The 16,401-nt window shown below is 41.7% G+C and carries 14 protein-coding genes; 3 read left to right on the top strand and 11 right to left on the bottom strand.

What is annotated here, in order from left to right; translation table 11 throughout:
- Complete coding sequence (locus tag A7P55_RS19005; protein ID WP_171553382.1) at positions 1 to 570, top strand: YggT family protein; 570 nt, start codon at positions 1 to 3, stop codon at positions 568 to 570.
- A gap of 41 nt (positions 571 to 611) precedes the next feature.
- On the opposite strand, the gene A7P55_RS19000 is transcribed toward A7P55_RS19005, so the two are convergent.
- Together A7P55_RS19000 and polA are read right to left on the bottom strand one after the other, a co-directional pair.
- Positions 612 to 1,742, bottom strand: coding sequence for an acyltransferase (locus A7P55_RS19000; RefSeq protein WP_171553381.1), 1,131 nt, complete (start codon positions 1,740 to 1,742; stop codon positions 612 to 614).
- A 127-nt stretch (positions 1,743 to 1,869) separates the two neighbouring features.
- A complete protein-coding gene (gene polA / locus A7P55_RS18995) occupies positions 1,870 to 4,635 on the bottom strand; it encodes a DNA polymerase I (protein ID WP_171553380.1) in 2,766 nt (921 codons plus the stop codon).
- A gap of 188 nt (positions 4,636 to 4,823) precedes the next feature.
- Between polA and A7P55_RS18990 the strand changes: the two genes are divergently transcribed.
- A complete protein-coding gene (locus A7P55_RS18990) occupies positions 4,824 to 7,676 on the top strand; it encodes a DUF2339 domain-containing protein (RefSeq protein ID WP_171553379.1) in 2,853 nt (950 codons plus the stop codon).
- On the opposite strand, the gene A7P55_RS18985 is transcribed toward A7P55_RS18990, so the two are convergent.
- Complete coding sequence (locus A7P55_RS18985) at positions 7,673 to 8,590, bottom strand: mechanosensitive ion channel family protein (protein ID WP_171553378.1); 918 nt, start codon at positions 8,588 to 8,590, stop codon at positions 7,673 to 7,675. The genes A7P55_RS18990 and A7P55_RS18985 overlap by 4 nt on opposite strands.
- A gap of 9 nt (positions 8,591 to 8,599) precedes the next feature.
- Positions 8,600 to 9,421, bottom strand: coding sequence for a hypothetical protein (locus A7P55_RS18980; RefSeq protein WP_171553377.1), 822 nt, complete (start codon positions 9,419 to 9,421; stop codon positions 8,600 to 8,602).
- Between the two features lie 93 nt (positions 9,422 to 9,514).
- Here A7P55_RS18980 and gspE point away from each other — a divergent pair, with 93 nt between their 5' ends.
- Positions 9,515 to 11,005, top strand: coding sequence for a type II secretion system ATPase GspE (gene gspE, locus A7P55_RS18975; RefSeq protein WP_171553376.1), 1,491 nt, complete (start codon positions 9,515 to 9,517; stop codon positions 11,003 to 11,005).
- Positions 11,006 to 11,068: 63 nt separating this feature from the next.
- On the opposite strand, the gene A7P55_RS18970 is transcribed toward gspE, so the two are convergent.
- The 7 genes from A7P55_RS18970 to A7P55_RS18940 form a co-directional block, all read right to left on the bottom strand.
- A complete protein-coding gene (locus A7P55_RS18970; RefSeq protein ID WP_005291879.1) occupies positions 11,069 to 11,503 on the bottom strand; it encodes an organic hydroperoxide resistance protein in 435 nt (144 codons plus the stop codon).
- An 87-nt stretch (positions 11,504 to 11,590) separates the two neighbouring features.
- Positions 11,591 to 12,028 (bottom strand): MarR family transcriptional regulator, encoded by a 438-nt coding sequence (locus tag A7P55_RS18965; protein ID WP_171553375.1) that lies wholly within the window; start codon positions 12,026 to 12,028, stop codon positions 11,591 to 11,593.
- Positions 12,029 to 12,166: 138 nt separating this feature from the next.
- Positions 12,167 to 12,529: a DUF4951 domain-containing protein gene (locus A7P55_RS18960; RefSeq protein ID WP_171553374.1), complete on the bottom strand. Its 363-nt coding sequence runs from the start codon at positions 12,527 to 12,529 to the stop codon at positions 12,167 to 12,169.
- 211 nt (positions 12,530 to 12,740) lie between these two features.
- Entirely contained in the window at positions 12,741 to 13,565 is an 825-nt protein-coding gene (locus tag A7P55_RS18955) for a carbon-nitrogen hydrolase family protein (protein WP_171553373.1), read from the bottom strand.
- A gap of 28 nt (positions 13,566 to 13,593) precedes the next feature.
- Entirely contained in the window at positions 13,594 to 14,115 is a 522-nt protein-coding gene (gene gigB / locus A7P55_RS18950; RefSeq protein WP_005207099.1) for an anti-anti-sigma factor GigB, read from the bottom strand.
- 102 nt (positions 14,116 to 14,217) lie between these two features.
- Positions 14,218 to 15,186: an RsbU family protein phosphatase GigA gene (gigA, locus tag A7P55_RS18945; protein ID WP_005207100.1), complete on the bottom strand. Its 969-nt coding sequence runs from the start codon at positions 15,184 to 15,186 to the stop codon at positions 14,218 to 14,220.
- Positions 15,187 to 15,316: 130 nt separating this feature from the next.
- A complete protein-coding gene (locus A7P55_RS18940) occupies positions 15,317 to 16,195 on the bottom strand; it encodes a VacJ family lipoprotein (RefSeq protein WP_171553372.1) in 879 nt (292 codons plus the stop codon).
- Positions 16,196 to 16,401: the final 206 nt, after the last annotated feature.

The raw sequence follows: 16,401 nt of genomic DNA, 5'->3' as shown, positions 1-16,401 counted from the left end.
ATGGGTGCAAGTTCTGCGCTAATTTTTGGTGTTTTGATCAATGTTGCAATTTTATTGGTCTTTTTCCGTTTTTTAATGCAATTGGCGGCAGTCAGTCCATACAATCCTGTGGTGCTTTCAACTGTGAAAGCCACCAAGATTGTCGATCTGTTTAGCCGCATTTTCCCGACGACAGGTAAGGGCCGTGTCAATTTAGCGGCAGTTGCGTTGTTGGTGATATTGTATCTCCTGAAAATGTTTGGTTTGATGTATTTATCTGGACAGATGCCACATAGTGCGGTGTATCTGGTGATCACGACATTTGTGACCATGATTCAGGACTTGATTCGTTTCTGTCGTTATTTGATTTTTGCAACGATCATTTTAAGTTGGGTGGTGATGTTTACGCAGTCACGCTCACCTTATATCGAAGTGATTCAGGAACTTGCTGAGCCTTTACTGGCACCTTTCCGTCGTTTATTACCAAACATGGGAATGATTGACCTCTCTCCAATTTTGGCATTTTTGGCTCTATATGTAGCTGAAATCCTGATGAATGAAGCAGCTAAGGTACTTTTAACTGGCCTTTAAGCAAGCTTGGTTCAATAAAAAATGGGCGTGATGCCCATTTTTTATTTCTTTATTAAGCGTTGTCGGATGACTTGATTGAGTGGATTGGAAAAATAGCGTGCGATCAAAGCACCCAGTCCAATGGCAAGAACGAAATAGATTAATAATAAGACCAGTTTAATGTTGCCCTCGGTGATTGCAGGCGTATAAAACAGTTTAAAAAAACCTAAGATAATCAGATGGAATAAATAAATTTCATAACTGTTCTTACCGATGTTTTGTAGCAATTGAAAGCGTTGTTGCTGCCTACCAGTCTGTTCATTTGCCACATTCGCCAGAATCACGATTGCGGTCGCAAGTGCAAATAGACTGACTCCCCAAATACAGTTTTCTTTAATCGGTGCAGAAAAATAAATGATAAACATGGTCGCAATAGCCATGTATTTCAGACCTAACCAGGTTTTGGTTTGCAGTTTAAGTTGAGGAGCAATGAGTGCTGCGATACAACCCAAAGCAATCCCATCAAAACTAGAAAAGTAATGATAGAGGTACGCGCCACTTTCCTCACCATAATGTAAATATCTAAAATAAGGTGCAAATACAATCAGCGCGAAACAGATAAATAGAAAGTAGGGTTTTTTCTTAAAGAGCAGTGCTGTTAGTGGGAAAAGTAGATAGAAAACCTCTTCTACAGATAAAGACCATAACACCCCAAGCGCATAGTTGACCCAGCCATTCTCGATAATCAGGATGTTCATCCAAAAGGTCAGTGCTGCAAGATTGACGGTTGATTGAGCCACGACAATGCCATTAGGGGCTTGCGTCATAAAGGGTCTTAGCTCAAAAGCAGCTAAAAAATTAACCAGACAGATCAGCAAGATCAAGGTGGGCATGATGCGAGCAAATCGTGAAATGTAAAAGTCCCGAGTATTAATCTGATGTAATGCACCCCAACGTTTGATGGTGTGTGAGGTGATGAGATAACCTGAGATCACAAAGAACATGGTGACACCATAGTTACCATTTCGTGCTAAAAGCGTGGTGATGTTTTCACCAAAAACCTGAAAATTGATCGAGGTGTCAAATAACTTATAAGGAATATTGAAGTGATGCAGTAAGACCAAGAAAATTGAAATACAACGTAATGAATCAATAGAGTGAAAGCGGTTAAATTGAACTTGATTAAAGGACATATTGCATTCCTTTCTCCTATACGAAATAATTTTTATAAGATATTCTTTATTTTCAGTTTTCTTGTAGCGCAGGGGAGTTTATCCCCTGTCTGCAAGAAACATTTTGTTTTTGTGGTGTGCGGATGAGTTAGTGTGCTGCATCCCAGTTTGGACCTTGTCCAACTTCAACCACAAACGGCACGGAAATTTCTAATACCGATTGCATCACTTCAGCAATTTGTTTTGAAAGTTCATCGGCAATCGCAGCATCCGCTTCAAACACAAGTTCATCGTGTACTTGTAATAACAGCTTGGCCTGATCTTTAGGCAGAACTTTGTCCACTGCGATCATGGCAAGTTTAATAATATCTGCGGCACTTCCTTGTAACGGCGCATTGATTGCCGCACGTTCAGCCGCTTGTTTGATCATTTTATTGGTTGCCATAATGTCGGGTGTGTATAAACGACGACCTAAAATGGTTTCCACAAAGCCTTGTTCACGTGCAATCTGACGAGTACGTTCCATATAATCCAATACGCCCGGATAACGCTGGAAGTAACGTGCGATATAGCTCCGCGATTCTTCACGCGTAAAGCCGAGCTGACGGGTTAAGCCAAATTCAGACATCCCATACAGCAGACCAAAGTTAACAGCCTTGGCTTGGCGACGTTGGTCATTGGTCACATCTTCAATATCGATACCCAGTACTTCAGAAGCGGTACGACGATGCACATCCTGACCTTGCTGGAAGGCATGCACTAACGCATCATCTTGAGAGAAATGTGCCATTAAACGCAATTCGATCTGCGAGTAATCGGCTGCCAATAATACGCGACCTTCAGGTGCGATAAAGGCTTTACGAATTTGACGCCCAATCGGGGTACGGATTGGGATGTTCTGAAGGTTTGGATCAGTTGAAGACAAGCGACCTGTTGCAGTTAAGGCTTGATGATAGCTGGTATGCACACGATGCGTTGTATCATGCGATTGTTCAATCAGGCGATCAGTATAAGTATTTTTGAGTTTTGCCAAGCCACGATGTTCCAAAATGACTTCAGCCAATGGATGTTCGATTTTTTCTAAAATACTTTCACTGGTACTGTATTGACCTGTTGCTGTTTTCTTACCGCCTTTGAGTCCCAGCTTTTCAAATAGGACTTCGCCGACCTGTTTTGGTGAGGCAACATTAAAGGCTTCACCTGCCAGTTCTGCCGCCTGAGCTTCAAGCGTTTGAATGGTTTCTGAAAATTCAACACTAAGCTGATCGAGGAATTGATGGTCGAGCTTAATGCCATCTTCTTCCATTCCTGTGAGGACACGGGCAACTGGCATTTCAATATTATGTAGAATATTGACCAGTTCAGGAGAGCTCTTTAATTTCGCAGCGAGTACTTCATACAAGCGATAAGTGACATGTGCATCTTCAGCGGCATAATGTGCTGCAACTTCAAGCTCAATCTGATTAAAGGTTTTTTGCTTTGCGCCTTTACCTGCGATTTGTTCAAACGTCGTGGTCAAATGACTGAGATAAAGACGTGCAACATCATCCATACCATGTCGCGTTGCCGCAGCATTCAATACATATGAAGCCAGCATGGTATCGAAATACCAACCTTGAATGGTGATACCATGATTGGCAAAGATATGCGCATCGTATTTGAGATGATGACCAATTTTCCGTACTTGTTCATTTTCAAGAATCGGTTTGATCTGAGCGAGAAGCTGTTCTCGATTCAGTTGCTCAGGTGCACCTTCATAATCATGTGCAACAGGAACGTAATAAGCGTCCTTGGCATCAAATGCGACCGAGAAACCGACCAATTCAGCCACACGATAATCGAGGTTGGTGGTTTCCGTATCAATCGCAAAATGATCGGCTTGCTGCATACGTTGTAATAATGCATCCCAATCTTGTTGGTTCAATACCGTATGATAAGTCGCATTACCGAGTTGATCATCTTGGCTTGAAAGATTGGCATGATCTTCAGCAACCACGGGTTCTGCTTTTTGTTCAGCTTTGGCAATACTTTGCGATGTTTGCTGATAAGCAGGACTATTTGGATTATTTGGATGGTCTAAAGATTGTAACTGGTTGCGAAACTCTAATTCGGTATAGAGCTCGCGGAGCTGATCCACATTGGGATTGGCGAGTTTAAGGTCATGCCAATCTAAGGCAAGATCGAGATCACAGACGATACTGGCAAGTTGATGGTCAACTTTGATGTTGTCTACATTATCTTTAATATTCTGGCTGAGTTTGCCTTTAAGCTGATCAGCATTGGCAATAATATTGTTGAGTGTGCCATATTCATTCAACAGCTTCGCCGCTGTTTTTGCGCCCACACCCGGAACGCCCATGATACCATCAGATGCATCGCCCATCAGGGTAAGGTAATCGATAATTTGATTTGGATGCACCCCGAACTTTTCAAACACACCGGCTTCATCTAAAACACGTTCTTTAAAACTGTCTTCCAGTTTGACATGTTCATTGACCAACTGTGCCATGTCTTTGTCACCGGTCGAAATGAGGACATGATGACCTTCTGCTAAGGCCCGTTTGGTTAAAGTCCCAATAATGTCATCCGCTTCCGCACCCGCAAGAAAATACAAAGGAATCCCTTGCGCTTTGATCAAAGCGTGTAGATAGGGAATTTGTTGTGACAATTCCTCAGGCATACTTGGGCGATCACCTTTATAAATCGGCGATAACTTGTGACGAAAGGTGGGTTCAGGTGTATCAAAAATCACAGCCATGTGAGTCGGCTGAGTGCGACGCATCAGTTTTTGGATTGCTGAAATTGCACCACGTATTGCATTGGTATGTAAGCCAGTAGATGTGGTTAATGGTGGTAAAGCGTGAAAAGCACGAAATAAGAAATAAGACCCGTCAACCAAGACAAAAGGTGGCATTGCGCAAATCCTAATTATAAATTAGCTGCTATTTTACGTGAAAAAGCCGTGGCTGTCTTATCTGAACGTGGAAGAGTACGGCTAGTTGTGTCGTTGAAAATTTGCAGTATTTTGTATGTAACATTACCTGCTGAACTAGTGATCAAGTAATATGACTGCAATGAAGCTGTCAGAACTGATATAAGTCTATGTATAAAAACGACAAACAGGGAATTGTCATTGTTCTAATCGCGCTGACGATACTGCTCGCTTGTGCAGTTGCCTTCAAATGGCAAGGGACCATTGTTGCCGCTACAATTGGTTTGACCGTTGTTATTGTGCACATCCTGTCTGAAATTCATCAGCGTTTACTTCAACTAGAACAAGCAGCACCAAGCTATTTTGCATTGGGGGCTGGTATTGGCATACAAAAAATTGTGATATATGGCGCGGCACTCGTTGCGCTATTTGCCTATGCCAATACATGGATATGGCTCGCAGGTGGCGCTTTATTGGTATTACTCTTATGTTTGATTCATACCATCAGTGCCTTTCAGACTCGATTGTTGCATTTAGAGCAATATGCAACCCAATCACTACACCCAGATGTTTCAACTCAAGCTCAACAACAGGCTCTAAGCACTGAAGAATCTGTTGAATTAGTTGAAACGACAGCTTCAAACTCTTCTCGCTTTGAACAACAGCCTGCTTGGATGCAGGCTAAAGCTGAATCTTCACAGCATTCAAGTGATCCTGCCCCTGTACAGTTACCCAATTCAGCTCCAGTGCAAACACCTGCTTGGTGGCAGCCTGCACTGGACTGGATGATGCACGGCAATCCGATTCTCCGTGTTGCGGTCGCCATATTAATGGTTGGTGTGATTTTATTATTACGTTTTGCCAGTGAGCATTGGCAGCTCAGCCTAGGCGTAAAATTGGGTTTTATTGCAATTGCAGGTGTCGTCACCACAGTTGTAGGATATTTATTGCAAAAGAAAAATCAATTATTTGCAGTCGCTCTACAAGGTGTAGGGTTGGCGGTGATCTTCTTAACCTTGATTTTCTCACATCATTTTGCAGTGATTGCCAGCTTAAGCACCGCCAGTATGCTGTTTGTCTTTTTATTATTGGCAACGGTCTATCTGAGCTTAAAGCAACAGGCCTTGTATTTGGCTATGTTGGCATTGACCATGGCCTATCTAGCTCCACTGGTGATTCCTCAAAATCATCCTGATGTGATTTTCTTGTTTGGCTATTACTTTGTGATTAACTTGGCCGTGGCAGCGTTGAACTTTATTCAACCATGGAAAATTCTGCATCAAATTGCGTTCTTTGCCACCATGTTTATTGGTGGGGCAACCATTGGGATTTATGCCAAGACCACGCAGTTTGATACCTTGGATATCATTCTCTGGTTGCATATGGCGTTATTCATCTGGCTCAGTATTCGCTATAGCCAGTTGATGCTGCGTGCTCAAAACCAGCAGCAACAAACAGATCCGTCATCTGAGCGCTTACAGCCGATTTTAGATGTCGGTCTGATCTTTAGTGTGCCTGTCTTGGGCTTTTCCTTACATGCTTATTTGATGCATAACTCGACGACAGCTCTCACTTGGGGCGCTGTTGCACTTGCCGCGACTTATATTGCTTTAAATCTTTGGATTAAACGTCAGCATCCACAACTCTCAATTTTAGCCAAAAGTTTCTTTATTCTTGCCGTAGTATTTTTTGCATTGATTTTCCCGTTGGCTAAAGGGGCGCATTGGACCTCAACGGGTTGGGTGATTCAGGGTACGGCATTGATTGTCTGGGGCGTGACCGAGCGTTACCGATTAAGTCGCTATGTTGGTGTGGCACTGGTGCTATTAAGCTCAGTGGCATTACTGTTCCAAGTTTGGTCAAATGATCATTTCCCAATTTTAAGTACCGCGATTTTTGCGCTTGCCCAATTTATTTCGGCCTTTTATTTACTCAGCTATCAGCAAGTGGAAAAATATTTTAGTGCCAAAATGTTGAGTGGTGTTTTTCTTACCTTGGGAATGTATGCTGGGGCAATTGCTTGGGTTGAATTTCGACATTGGCAAGGGAACGGTCTGAGTCCTTATTTATTGACAGCGAGTGCTTCGTTGGCAGTTTTTAGTCTCATTGTAAAACGTTATGCAAAAACTTCGTGGGATACTTTGCAATTGCTGTTACTTGGGGCATTGGTTGCATTAGCTTATATTGAAAGTTTTGCTGCAAATATCTATCAACAGTTGCATTGGCCTACAGGTTTGCAACAAGAACAGTTTGTTGTGGCAACGATTATTTTGGCTTCTATTGTTATTGATGTTGATCAGCGTAGATTTGGGATTTGGGCAACGATTTTTTGGCTCAATTTAGCGATTATAGGTTTGGCTTTTTTCCCAATTATGCCATTGATTGGTTTTGCCATAATTCCAGTATTTTTTGCAGTCTTTTTATTTGCTACTAAAAATATTCAGCTGTTACAGCAATCTCCTGTTTGGTGTCTTAGTTTATTTTGGCTCGTCTTAGTCAGTTTAGATCTGCATTCAGCTGAGCAATATTATTACTTACCTTTACTTAACTTCACTGACTTACTGTCTTTACTGGTGTTTACAGGTCTGATCTGGGTGATTTATCATCATGACTTTAGTGCAGAGCGTTCGATGGAATGGGGCTTTAAAGTCACTACCATTTTGATTGGCCTATTGGTGCTGAGTAGTGTAGTGGTGCGAGCCATGCATCATTATCTGGGCACACCATTCTGGAGCGCAGCAATTTGGTCGAATGGTGATGTGCAACTCAGTTTGACACTATTGTGGGTTATTTTAGCCTTCATTCTGATGACCTTTTCCAGCCGCCGCCACATCCGACAAATCTGGTTTGTCGGTGCAGCTTTGTTAGGTATTGTGGTAGCGAAACTGTTGCTATTGGATTTATCGCAAAGTGGCACTTTAACCCGCGTGATTTCTTTTATTGGTTCGGGAGCTGTGATGCTGGTCATTGCTTATCTGGCGCCTTTACCCCCGGCAATAGAACAGAGTCAGAAAGAGAATTAACTCTCTTTCTGTTCCTTTTTGAGTTCTTTTTGATTGGCATATTGATCAACTTCATCATTCTCTAAGGGAAGAGGTCGATCAATCAGACCCATCTTCGGCACAGGAATCTCGATCTCATTTTCCAAGAAGCCATTACGAATGCGTTCCTGCATTTCATCGCGTACTTTGAGTGAGTTTTCCTGACGACACCACACTGCAAATAACAGTTCAATAGAGGATTCTCTAAAAGCCGTCACTGTGACCGTGGCTTTAGGGTCATCCATCACCAATGGATATTTGGCTGCCACTTCTAACAGAACATGTCGTACTTTAATAATGTCTTCGTGAAAGTTAATCGCTAAGGTGATTGGAATACGCCGTATCGGGTATTTAGACAGATTCATCACTGGTGTTCGGATCAGCTGTTCATTCGGCAAACGAATATAAACATTATCCAGCGTCAAAAGTTTAACTGAGAGTAGATCAATCGAAATCACTTCACCTTCAATGGTCTGACCTCGAATTAAGGTGATTTGAATAGTGTCACCGACTTCAAAAGAGCCTTCACCAATCAAAAACAAACCACTAATCAAGTTACTGGCAGAGGTTTGAGAGGCGAAACCCAAAGCAACCGTTAATATCCCTGCAGCACCTAAAAATACGCTGAGTTTAAAACCAGCTTCCCTTAAGCTAGTCATAATGAATAGCAAGAAGATGAAGTAAAAAATACCCCGACGCCATAACAAACGCTGATGTGCATTAAAGCGGCTGCCTACCGTACGAATAAAGGCATTTGAAACCAAACGTGCAATCAGGAAGCCGATAAAACATAAAATAATGGCGACTACGATTTCACTGAGTCGCTCCAAGTTAATGTTGGTGAAAACACTGGTTAGGCTGCCTGCAACATCTTTGGGAATATTCGAATTTGGCATCGCGACCCCTTAAAAAAATGAATCAAACATATTAAATAAAGTACTGCCAGGTGCACGAGGGGGATGCACATAGGTGACTTCACCCGCTTGGGTTGGGGTCTTGTTTTCAATACGAATACGTGCCGGATGATCTGTCCCTTCATAATAGACTTTGATTTGTGAGGTCCATAAACGACCTGTACTTTCACTATAAAATAAAGGCAGTGCTGGGACGGGGACATTCATACGGTCAAAACGCAGTTGATGGTGACTGGTATTGTGGAACTCAATTGGAGTCACCGCACGGAAAGCACGTGGTTTGAGTAGGTTTAAATCAATACGTCCATCGACTGAGGTGGCATAGCAAATCTCACCATTTTGTGGATCTTTACCGAACCATGTGTCCTTGGGTTGAATCACTGGAATATCAAATAAAGGTTCAGAGAGTCCATCTACCAAACCTGCAATCCATAAAGGCGTGCTGATATATAAGGTGCCACGCTGACCCGCAGGAATATAAATCGGATCAACGGGTCGAATCACCACCGAACGATCTGCCAAACGTGGCATCAAATGAAAGCTGCTATTGGTTTTGTGAAACATGTAGCGTTCGATTTTTGCAGGAGGTGGCATGGCAAATTCGATATCATTCAATATTCGCCACTGCTGCTCGTAGTCATATTGAAATTGAGGGCGATGATATTCCAAACGCCATTCTTTGATGCCGCGAGTAAGACGAAATAGCAATGAACCGAATTGCCAAGCTTTGGCCTGTTGAATTTCGAATTGTTGTTCGCCCCACCATTTCAAAGTATTGGAATGTGGCGCTTCATATTGATTATTTTGAGACAAGATGCAAAATTCCTGTGTGAGTATGCTAAACAGACTTCACGCTGTAATCTGCTTAGAGTACACTCACTGCTTTCTTTTATCATTATTTGTGTGATGCAAATACTTAAACAAATACAAATTCCTTATAGTTTCGCTAAACGACATGGCGTTTTGTTACGTTATGAAGGCGATCAAGTTTTTATTGTACGACGCAAGGACACCGCGCGTATTGCTTTGCAGGAAGCTCGTCGAATTTTGGGGAAATCAGCTCATGATCAACTTTGTACTGATCAAGAGTTTCATGCCTTACTGAGTTCCAGTTATGCAGGGGATACTGGGGAGTCGCAGCAGGTTGCAGCAGGCTTGGAAGATCATCCAGATTTATTGAGTTTGGCGGATCAAGTGCCTGAAGCGGAAGACTTGATGGATCAGGAAGATGATGCACCGATCGTGCGTCTAATCAATGCCTTATTGTCAGAAGCGATTCGGGTAGGTGCCTCGGATATTCATATCGAAGCCTTTGAGAAAAAACTCTCGGTACGTTTACGTGTCGATGGTCAACTACGTGAAATTGTCCAGCCGCGTCGTGAATTAGCGCCGTTGTTGGTATCACGTATCAAAGTCATGGCCAAGCTGGATATTGCCGAAAAGCGGATTCCGCAAGATGGACGTATCTCATTACGTCTTGCAGGGCGTGAAGTGGATGTGCGTGTTTCGACCTTACCTTCTTCGCATGGTGAACGTGTAGTCATGCGTTTACTAGATAAGCAGGCAGGGCGTTTAAACATGACCCATTTGGGTTTAATGCAAAATGACTATGAGCGTTTAACGCAACTGGTTCATCGCCCACATGGCATTATCTTGGTCACTGGCCCAACGGGTTCGGGTAAAACCACCACCTTATATGCGGCGCTATCGGATCTGAATGACAATACTCGCAATATTTTGACTGCCGAAGATCCGATTGAATACCAGTTGGAAGGAATTGGTCAGACTCAAGTCAACACCAAAGTTGATATGACCTTCGCACGTGCGCTTAAGGCGATGTTACGTCAAGATCCTGATGTGGTGATGGTGGGTGAGATTCGTGATCTGGAAACTGCGGAAATTGCAGTACAAGCCTCTTTGACCGGTCACTTGGTACTTTCCACATTGCACACCAATACCGCGATTGGGGCAGTAACGCGATTAAAAGATATGGGGATTGAACCGTTCTTGCTTGCCAGTTCACTGATCGGGGTGATTGCACAGCGTTTGGTACGAACTTTATGTCCGCATTGTGTCACGTGGCGTAAGGCTGATGATTTTGAACGACAAGTATTTCAGCATCTCAAAGTTGATGAACATATGGAATTGCCTGAACCACATGGTTGTGAAAAATGTTCACACGTTGGTTTTAGTGGGCGAACCGCAATTTATGAAATCGTGCCCGTAGATGAATCGATGCGCCGTCTCATTCATGGCAATGCAGCTGAATTTGAGTTGGAAAATCATGCGCGTCGTTACGCAGCGTCAATTCGTGATGATGGTTTATTGAAGGTCTTAGCTGGAAAAACCACATTGGAAGAAGTGCTTCGTGTGACCAATGAAGCTGCAGAAGAGTAAGCTTTTATCTTTAAATAAAAAAACAGCATGGTCAAACCATGCTGTTTTTTTTGAGCGGGAGGATTATGCAGTGGTCACGATATTGAATGTCACATCGATATTGCCACGCGTCGCATTTGAATAAGGACACACAATATGTGCAGCAGCAACCAATTGTTCTGCTTCAGCTTGTTCCATTCCAACTAAATAAACATTCAGTGTTACTTCGATACCAAAACCATTTGGAATCGGGCCAATGCCGACTTCACCCTCAACATAGGCATCTTTCGTAATCTTGAATTTATCTCGATTCGCAACAAACTTCATTGCACCTAAGAAACATGCAGAATAACCCGCTGCAAACAGTTGTTCTGGGTTGGTCACTGCGCCACCAGCACCGCCCATTTCTTTTGGCACACCTAATTGAACATCTAAAACACCGTCAGAAGACGTTGCACGGCCATCACGACCGCCAGTTGCTTTTGCTTTAGCACGATAAACCACTTGTTCTAGAGACATGATTATTATTCCTAAATATTATTGAATGCAATTAAATCGTACACGATATAAATAAAAAGACAAGTTATTCTTGTGTAAATTTTAAGCTTATTTGTTTAGGTTGCTACGAAGTTCGGAAAGCTGATCTTTTAGTGCCAATAATGTTGTAGGTGAGCACGATGCAGCTTGAGTCAATTGATTGGGAATATCAGTGGCTTGTAATTGTAAAGCTTGACCTTGTGCGGTCAGGGTAATAATCACTTGTCGCTCATCTTGACTTGAGCGTTTGCGAGTAATAAGGCCACCTGCTTCAAGTTTTTTGAGTAAGGGCGTAAGTGTAGATGACTCTAGAAATAACCGTTCACCGATGTCTGAAACCGTCAGTTGATCCTTTTCCCATAACACCAACATCACCAGATATTGTGGGTAGGTTAAGCCAAGTGGCGTGAGTAATTGGCGATAAACTTGATTCAAGGCAAGATTGGTCGAATAAATCAGAAAACATAACTGATTATCTAATAACAGTTGCGGATGTTCTTCGCCCATGCCGTCCTCAAATGGTAATTGAATCGGATCAGTATATCTTGCTCTGATCAATTACCTAAATAGTTTCAGTATCAATTCAAATCAAAAAAGCATAAGTTGCAAAAACCTATATTTTCTATAGATAACTTAAATTGAAAATTACCAAAGCTCAGCAATTTTTTTCATTAATCGTGCCCGATAGCGCGCGGTAGGATTGCTGAGATTATTTTGTGCTTCAAGTTCAAAATGTTGTTGCCAAGCTTTGATCATATCTAGGGTTGTGCCTTTTTGCTTAATCACGGCAACATCTTCACGTTGAATATTGTCCAATCTTTGTCTAGCACCTTCAGCACCCGTTCCCCAGCCAATGATCCATTGGCCAAAAGCATTGAGTGATAAGTTTTGCGGGGTAGACAAAACGCGAGATGATTGAGTGGATTCATCACCATCTACATCCACAGATGTCGCGTGAAGTTGTGCAGCTGTCCCCAAAAAAAAGAAAATAACAATAAATCTAAACATGTATAAAACTTAATAAGAATTAACGGATGATGTTACATCATAGCTCGCCCAAAGTTAGTTGACTTTGTTCTACTATGATCAATAATTTGTATTAAATCATGATTCTATAGGCCAGGCATTTATAAAAGTTGATCATTGCAGTCAGATTGATCTTATGTGTTTGTATTTTGTACAGTAGTGCATTGAAAGTAGTGTAAGGATGAAGAGGGAATTAATAGACAATAATCTTACGATGTTGCATTAACGGCATTGCAAGACGAAGTTTGTTTTGTGTTTCAAGATCAAACTCACTGGTGATTAGGCCGTGTCCTTCAGTTTCAATGCTTTGCAGCAATTGGCCGCGGCTATCTGTAATAGCTGCATGTCCCCAAGTTTGACGTTGTTCACCATGCCAACCTTGTTGTGCAGCACCTAAGACATAACATTGGCTGTCCATGGCGCGTGCTTGTAGCAATAATTGCCAGTGGAGCTGACCTGTGGTGTAAGTAAAAGCCGCAGGAGCAGTAAGAATATCTGCATTTTTTTGACGTAAGCTTAAAGCAAGTTCAGGGAAACGTAAGTCATAGCAGACCATCAGACCAATATTGCCAAAAGGTGTTTTTGCGACAACGACTTCATCACCAGGCTCAAAGAACTTGGATTCTTGATAACCACCTACAGCATCACCGACTTGTACATCAAACAAGTGGATTTTGTCATAACGTGCTTCAGTCCCTTCAGGACTAATACATAAGCTGACCGTGCGAACACGGCCATCTTGAATGACCGAGCCATCTGGACGGAAAGGGCATGGGAGTGTACCTGCAACAATCCAGATTTGATAACGATGTGCCAATTGTTCTAAACGTGCTTGAATTGCTTCGAATTGTGCTGCGGTTTCACGCTGCTTACCTGCAGCAAAGCAAACAAAATTTTCAGGGAAAACAATCAGCTCAGCGCCTTGAGCCTTACTTTGTTGAAGTAATGATTCGATGACATCGAAGTTTGCTTCAATGTCATTTTGAGAATTCATCTGCGCAACAGAAAGTAAGGTCATAGGGAGATCACGATACTGAGTTTAACGATCAAGCGTTTTGTTTTTGTACGTCGAGATTTAAGCAATCTTGCTCTTTTTGCAATTGCTTAACCAATGGTTCAAACATATTTTGGTTATTTTCGTTCAAGTGCATCAGTGTTTTGTGTGCATCGAGCACAGTGTTGAGCATTGCGCTATGCGTCACTTGCTCTTCTGTAAGCTCCAATGTACATACACTTGGATCACCACAGTAGTTTAAAATCACAAATACTTGCCCAAGCCCCATGCTATTGGCCAAGGTAGTAATGTCTGGATTTGTCGAGAGCATAACGGCTTGTATGTGATGAACTTGCTTAAGCTTTAAACCTAGTTTTGCCAATATACCTAAAACAGTACTGTCAATAAACGTGGTTTCGGTTAAGTCAACGATTGCACCAACAACATTTTGCTGTTGTTCAATTCGATTGAGTAGTTTGTCTAGACTTATACAAGAGTGAGCACGCACTTCGCCAATAAGCTTGAAAATATGCGTTCCGTTCAAACTTGCATATTCAACATGACCTGTTGACATATAAATGCCATTTTCAGAGAAAGGATATGAAATTATCCCATAGTGATATTGGAGACACAAGTGGTTGAGGGGTGTGATTTAATTAAGATATTGATTTTATTATTAATTCATTCGACATATGCTCAAAATTGCAATGTCGTCTGCTACATGTTCAGGGGCTTTGAATGAGTCATTTTGAAGATGTTCGACCAATTGATTAAACTGATCGTTTAGACCACCATCAAATGGTTCCAAGGCACCATCAGAGCATAAAATGAACCGTGCATGACGACTTAATTTACAGTGGTGCTCTTCGACTTCAAGCTCTTCAGTCAGGCCAAGTGGAAAGCTACTGGTCGTTAAAATCTGAGGTGGCTGATTCGGTTCAAAAATAATGGGGGGAGGGTAATGTCCTGCACTTGACCAACGCACTTCATGAGTGACTAAGTTTAAGATTCCAGCCACCATGGTAATGTGTTTTTCAATATTCTCTTGTACCAACATCGCATTAAGCTTTTGAATCAATTGGCTTGGTGTTTTTGAACGGCCATGAAAGGCTGCCATCCACGAGGTTAACAAGCTGCTGGTAACGCCATGTCCCGATACATCTGCAAGATAAAACAAAACCTCTTCATCATTTAAACGCCAATAATCATACCAATCCCCAGATAAATAAGCAGACGGTTGAAAAAGGGATTCAAACTGATAGTTTGGTAATTCGATTGGGTTCGGTAAAAGACGTTTTTGTAATTCGGCAGCGGAGGGCAAATCTCGACTATCTTGATTACGTTTGTATTGAGCATCTATTTTAAACAAAGAATGAATCGGATTTTTTGGCAAACTATCCCAAATCCAACCTGCTAATGCACCTTGTTCCCATGCTTGTGCTAACGCTGTGCCTTCATGTTCAAATGCAAGTACAATTGTTGGGAGTTTCCACTGATATTTTAAAAAGTCTTGTACATCGGCAATTGCAATGATGGTTTGATCATACAAATCCAAATCATCAATTTGAATGATCTGCAAACTCGGTAACTCAGTTAAAGCTTGATCTAAACAAGGTACGGAACGCGTGGGTTGTATGAAATACATAGATGAATAGCCAATCCTTTGTATGATCATTTAAAATTCATCATAGATGAAACATGACCTTGGATATAGTATTGCCAGAGTTTAAATTCTCTGGCAATACATAAGTTTGTAAAACATTATTTTAAATTAATCATTTTTCATTGGAAGAACTGTCATCAGTGTCATCTTCATCGCTAATGAAAGAAACATCATTTGAGTCGCCACGCTTTTCTGCGATCTGGAAAGCTTTACGTTGTAAATAGAAATCACGAATCATTGCGTACTTGTCACCTTTTAGACTTTCTTCAATATCAAGAATTTGAGAACGTGCATCAACTGCCTGTAAGACATTGGTTGACCAATAAATACTTTTTTGATCATCTAATAAGTATTTTTGTGGACGACCATAGCTATCTGCGGCTAAACCAAAACCATCACGGAATGTACTTGGGCCGAAGAAAGGCAACATCACATAAGGACCAGATGGAACACCATAATAGCCTAGAGTCACACCAAAACTTTCTTCTTCAGTGCTTAAACCCAAACGACGTGCTGGATCAGCAAAACCCAAAGTTGTTAAAGTATTTACTGTAAAACGTCCTAAAGTTTTTGCGGCGCGCGTTGGGCGACCTTGCATTAACTGGTTAACTGCATTCCAAGGTTCACCTAAGTTTTTGCGAAATTGGCGATAAGGACTACGCACAGGTTCTGGCACTTTAGCAACATATTGAATTGCAATAGGCTTTAATAAGTTACGGTCTAACATGTCATTGAATGCATAGACTTGGCGATTCAATGGTTGTAAAGGGTCTTTAACTGAATCTGGTTGTGCTGCATTCGCATTCACCTTTAAGTCATCTTTAGTTAAATGCTTTAAATCTTTAATCGCCTGAATCGTTGAAGTCTTTTGCTCCGCAGTGACTTGGCTTGTTAAAGCATTAGCTGAATCGCTGGGAGTTTCTTGTGCGAATACTGTTGAACATGCTCCAGCAGTTAACAACCCAAGCAAGATAAAATTTGAGTAATGCATATAAGTCCTTAATCGCTGTGAGAGCGAAATAATACAGCCATTAAAATGATTGCGTCATAGAACGCGAAACATAAAGATGAGCATATAGTTTAGTTGTTCTCCTATTATTAAAACAAATTCGGTCGAAAAATATAAGAAAAATTGTGATTTTGGTTTAAAAATGTTCACTCGAATAAAAAAGAATGAAAAGGGGGTTGCACCTGACC

This window comes from Acinetobacter sp. Ac_5812, assembly GCF_013072695.1.
Classification (GTDB): domain Bacteria; phylum Pseudomonadota; class Gammaproteobacteria; order Pseudomonadales; family Moraxellaceae; genus Acinetobacter.
This window is presented reverse-complemented; position numbering and strand designations above follow the sequence as displayed.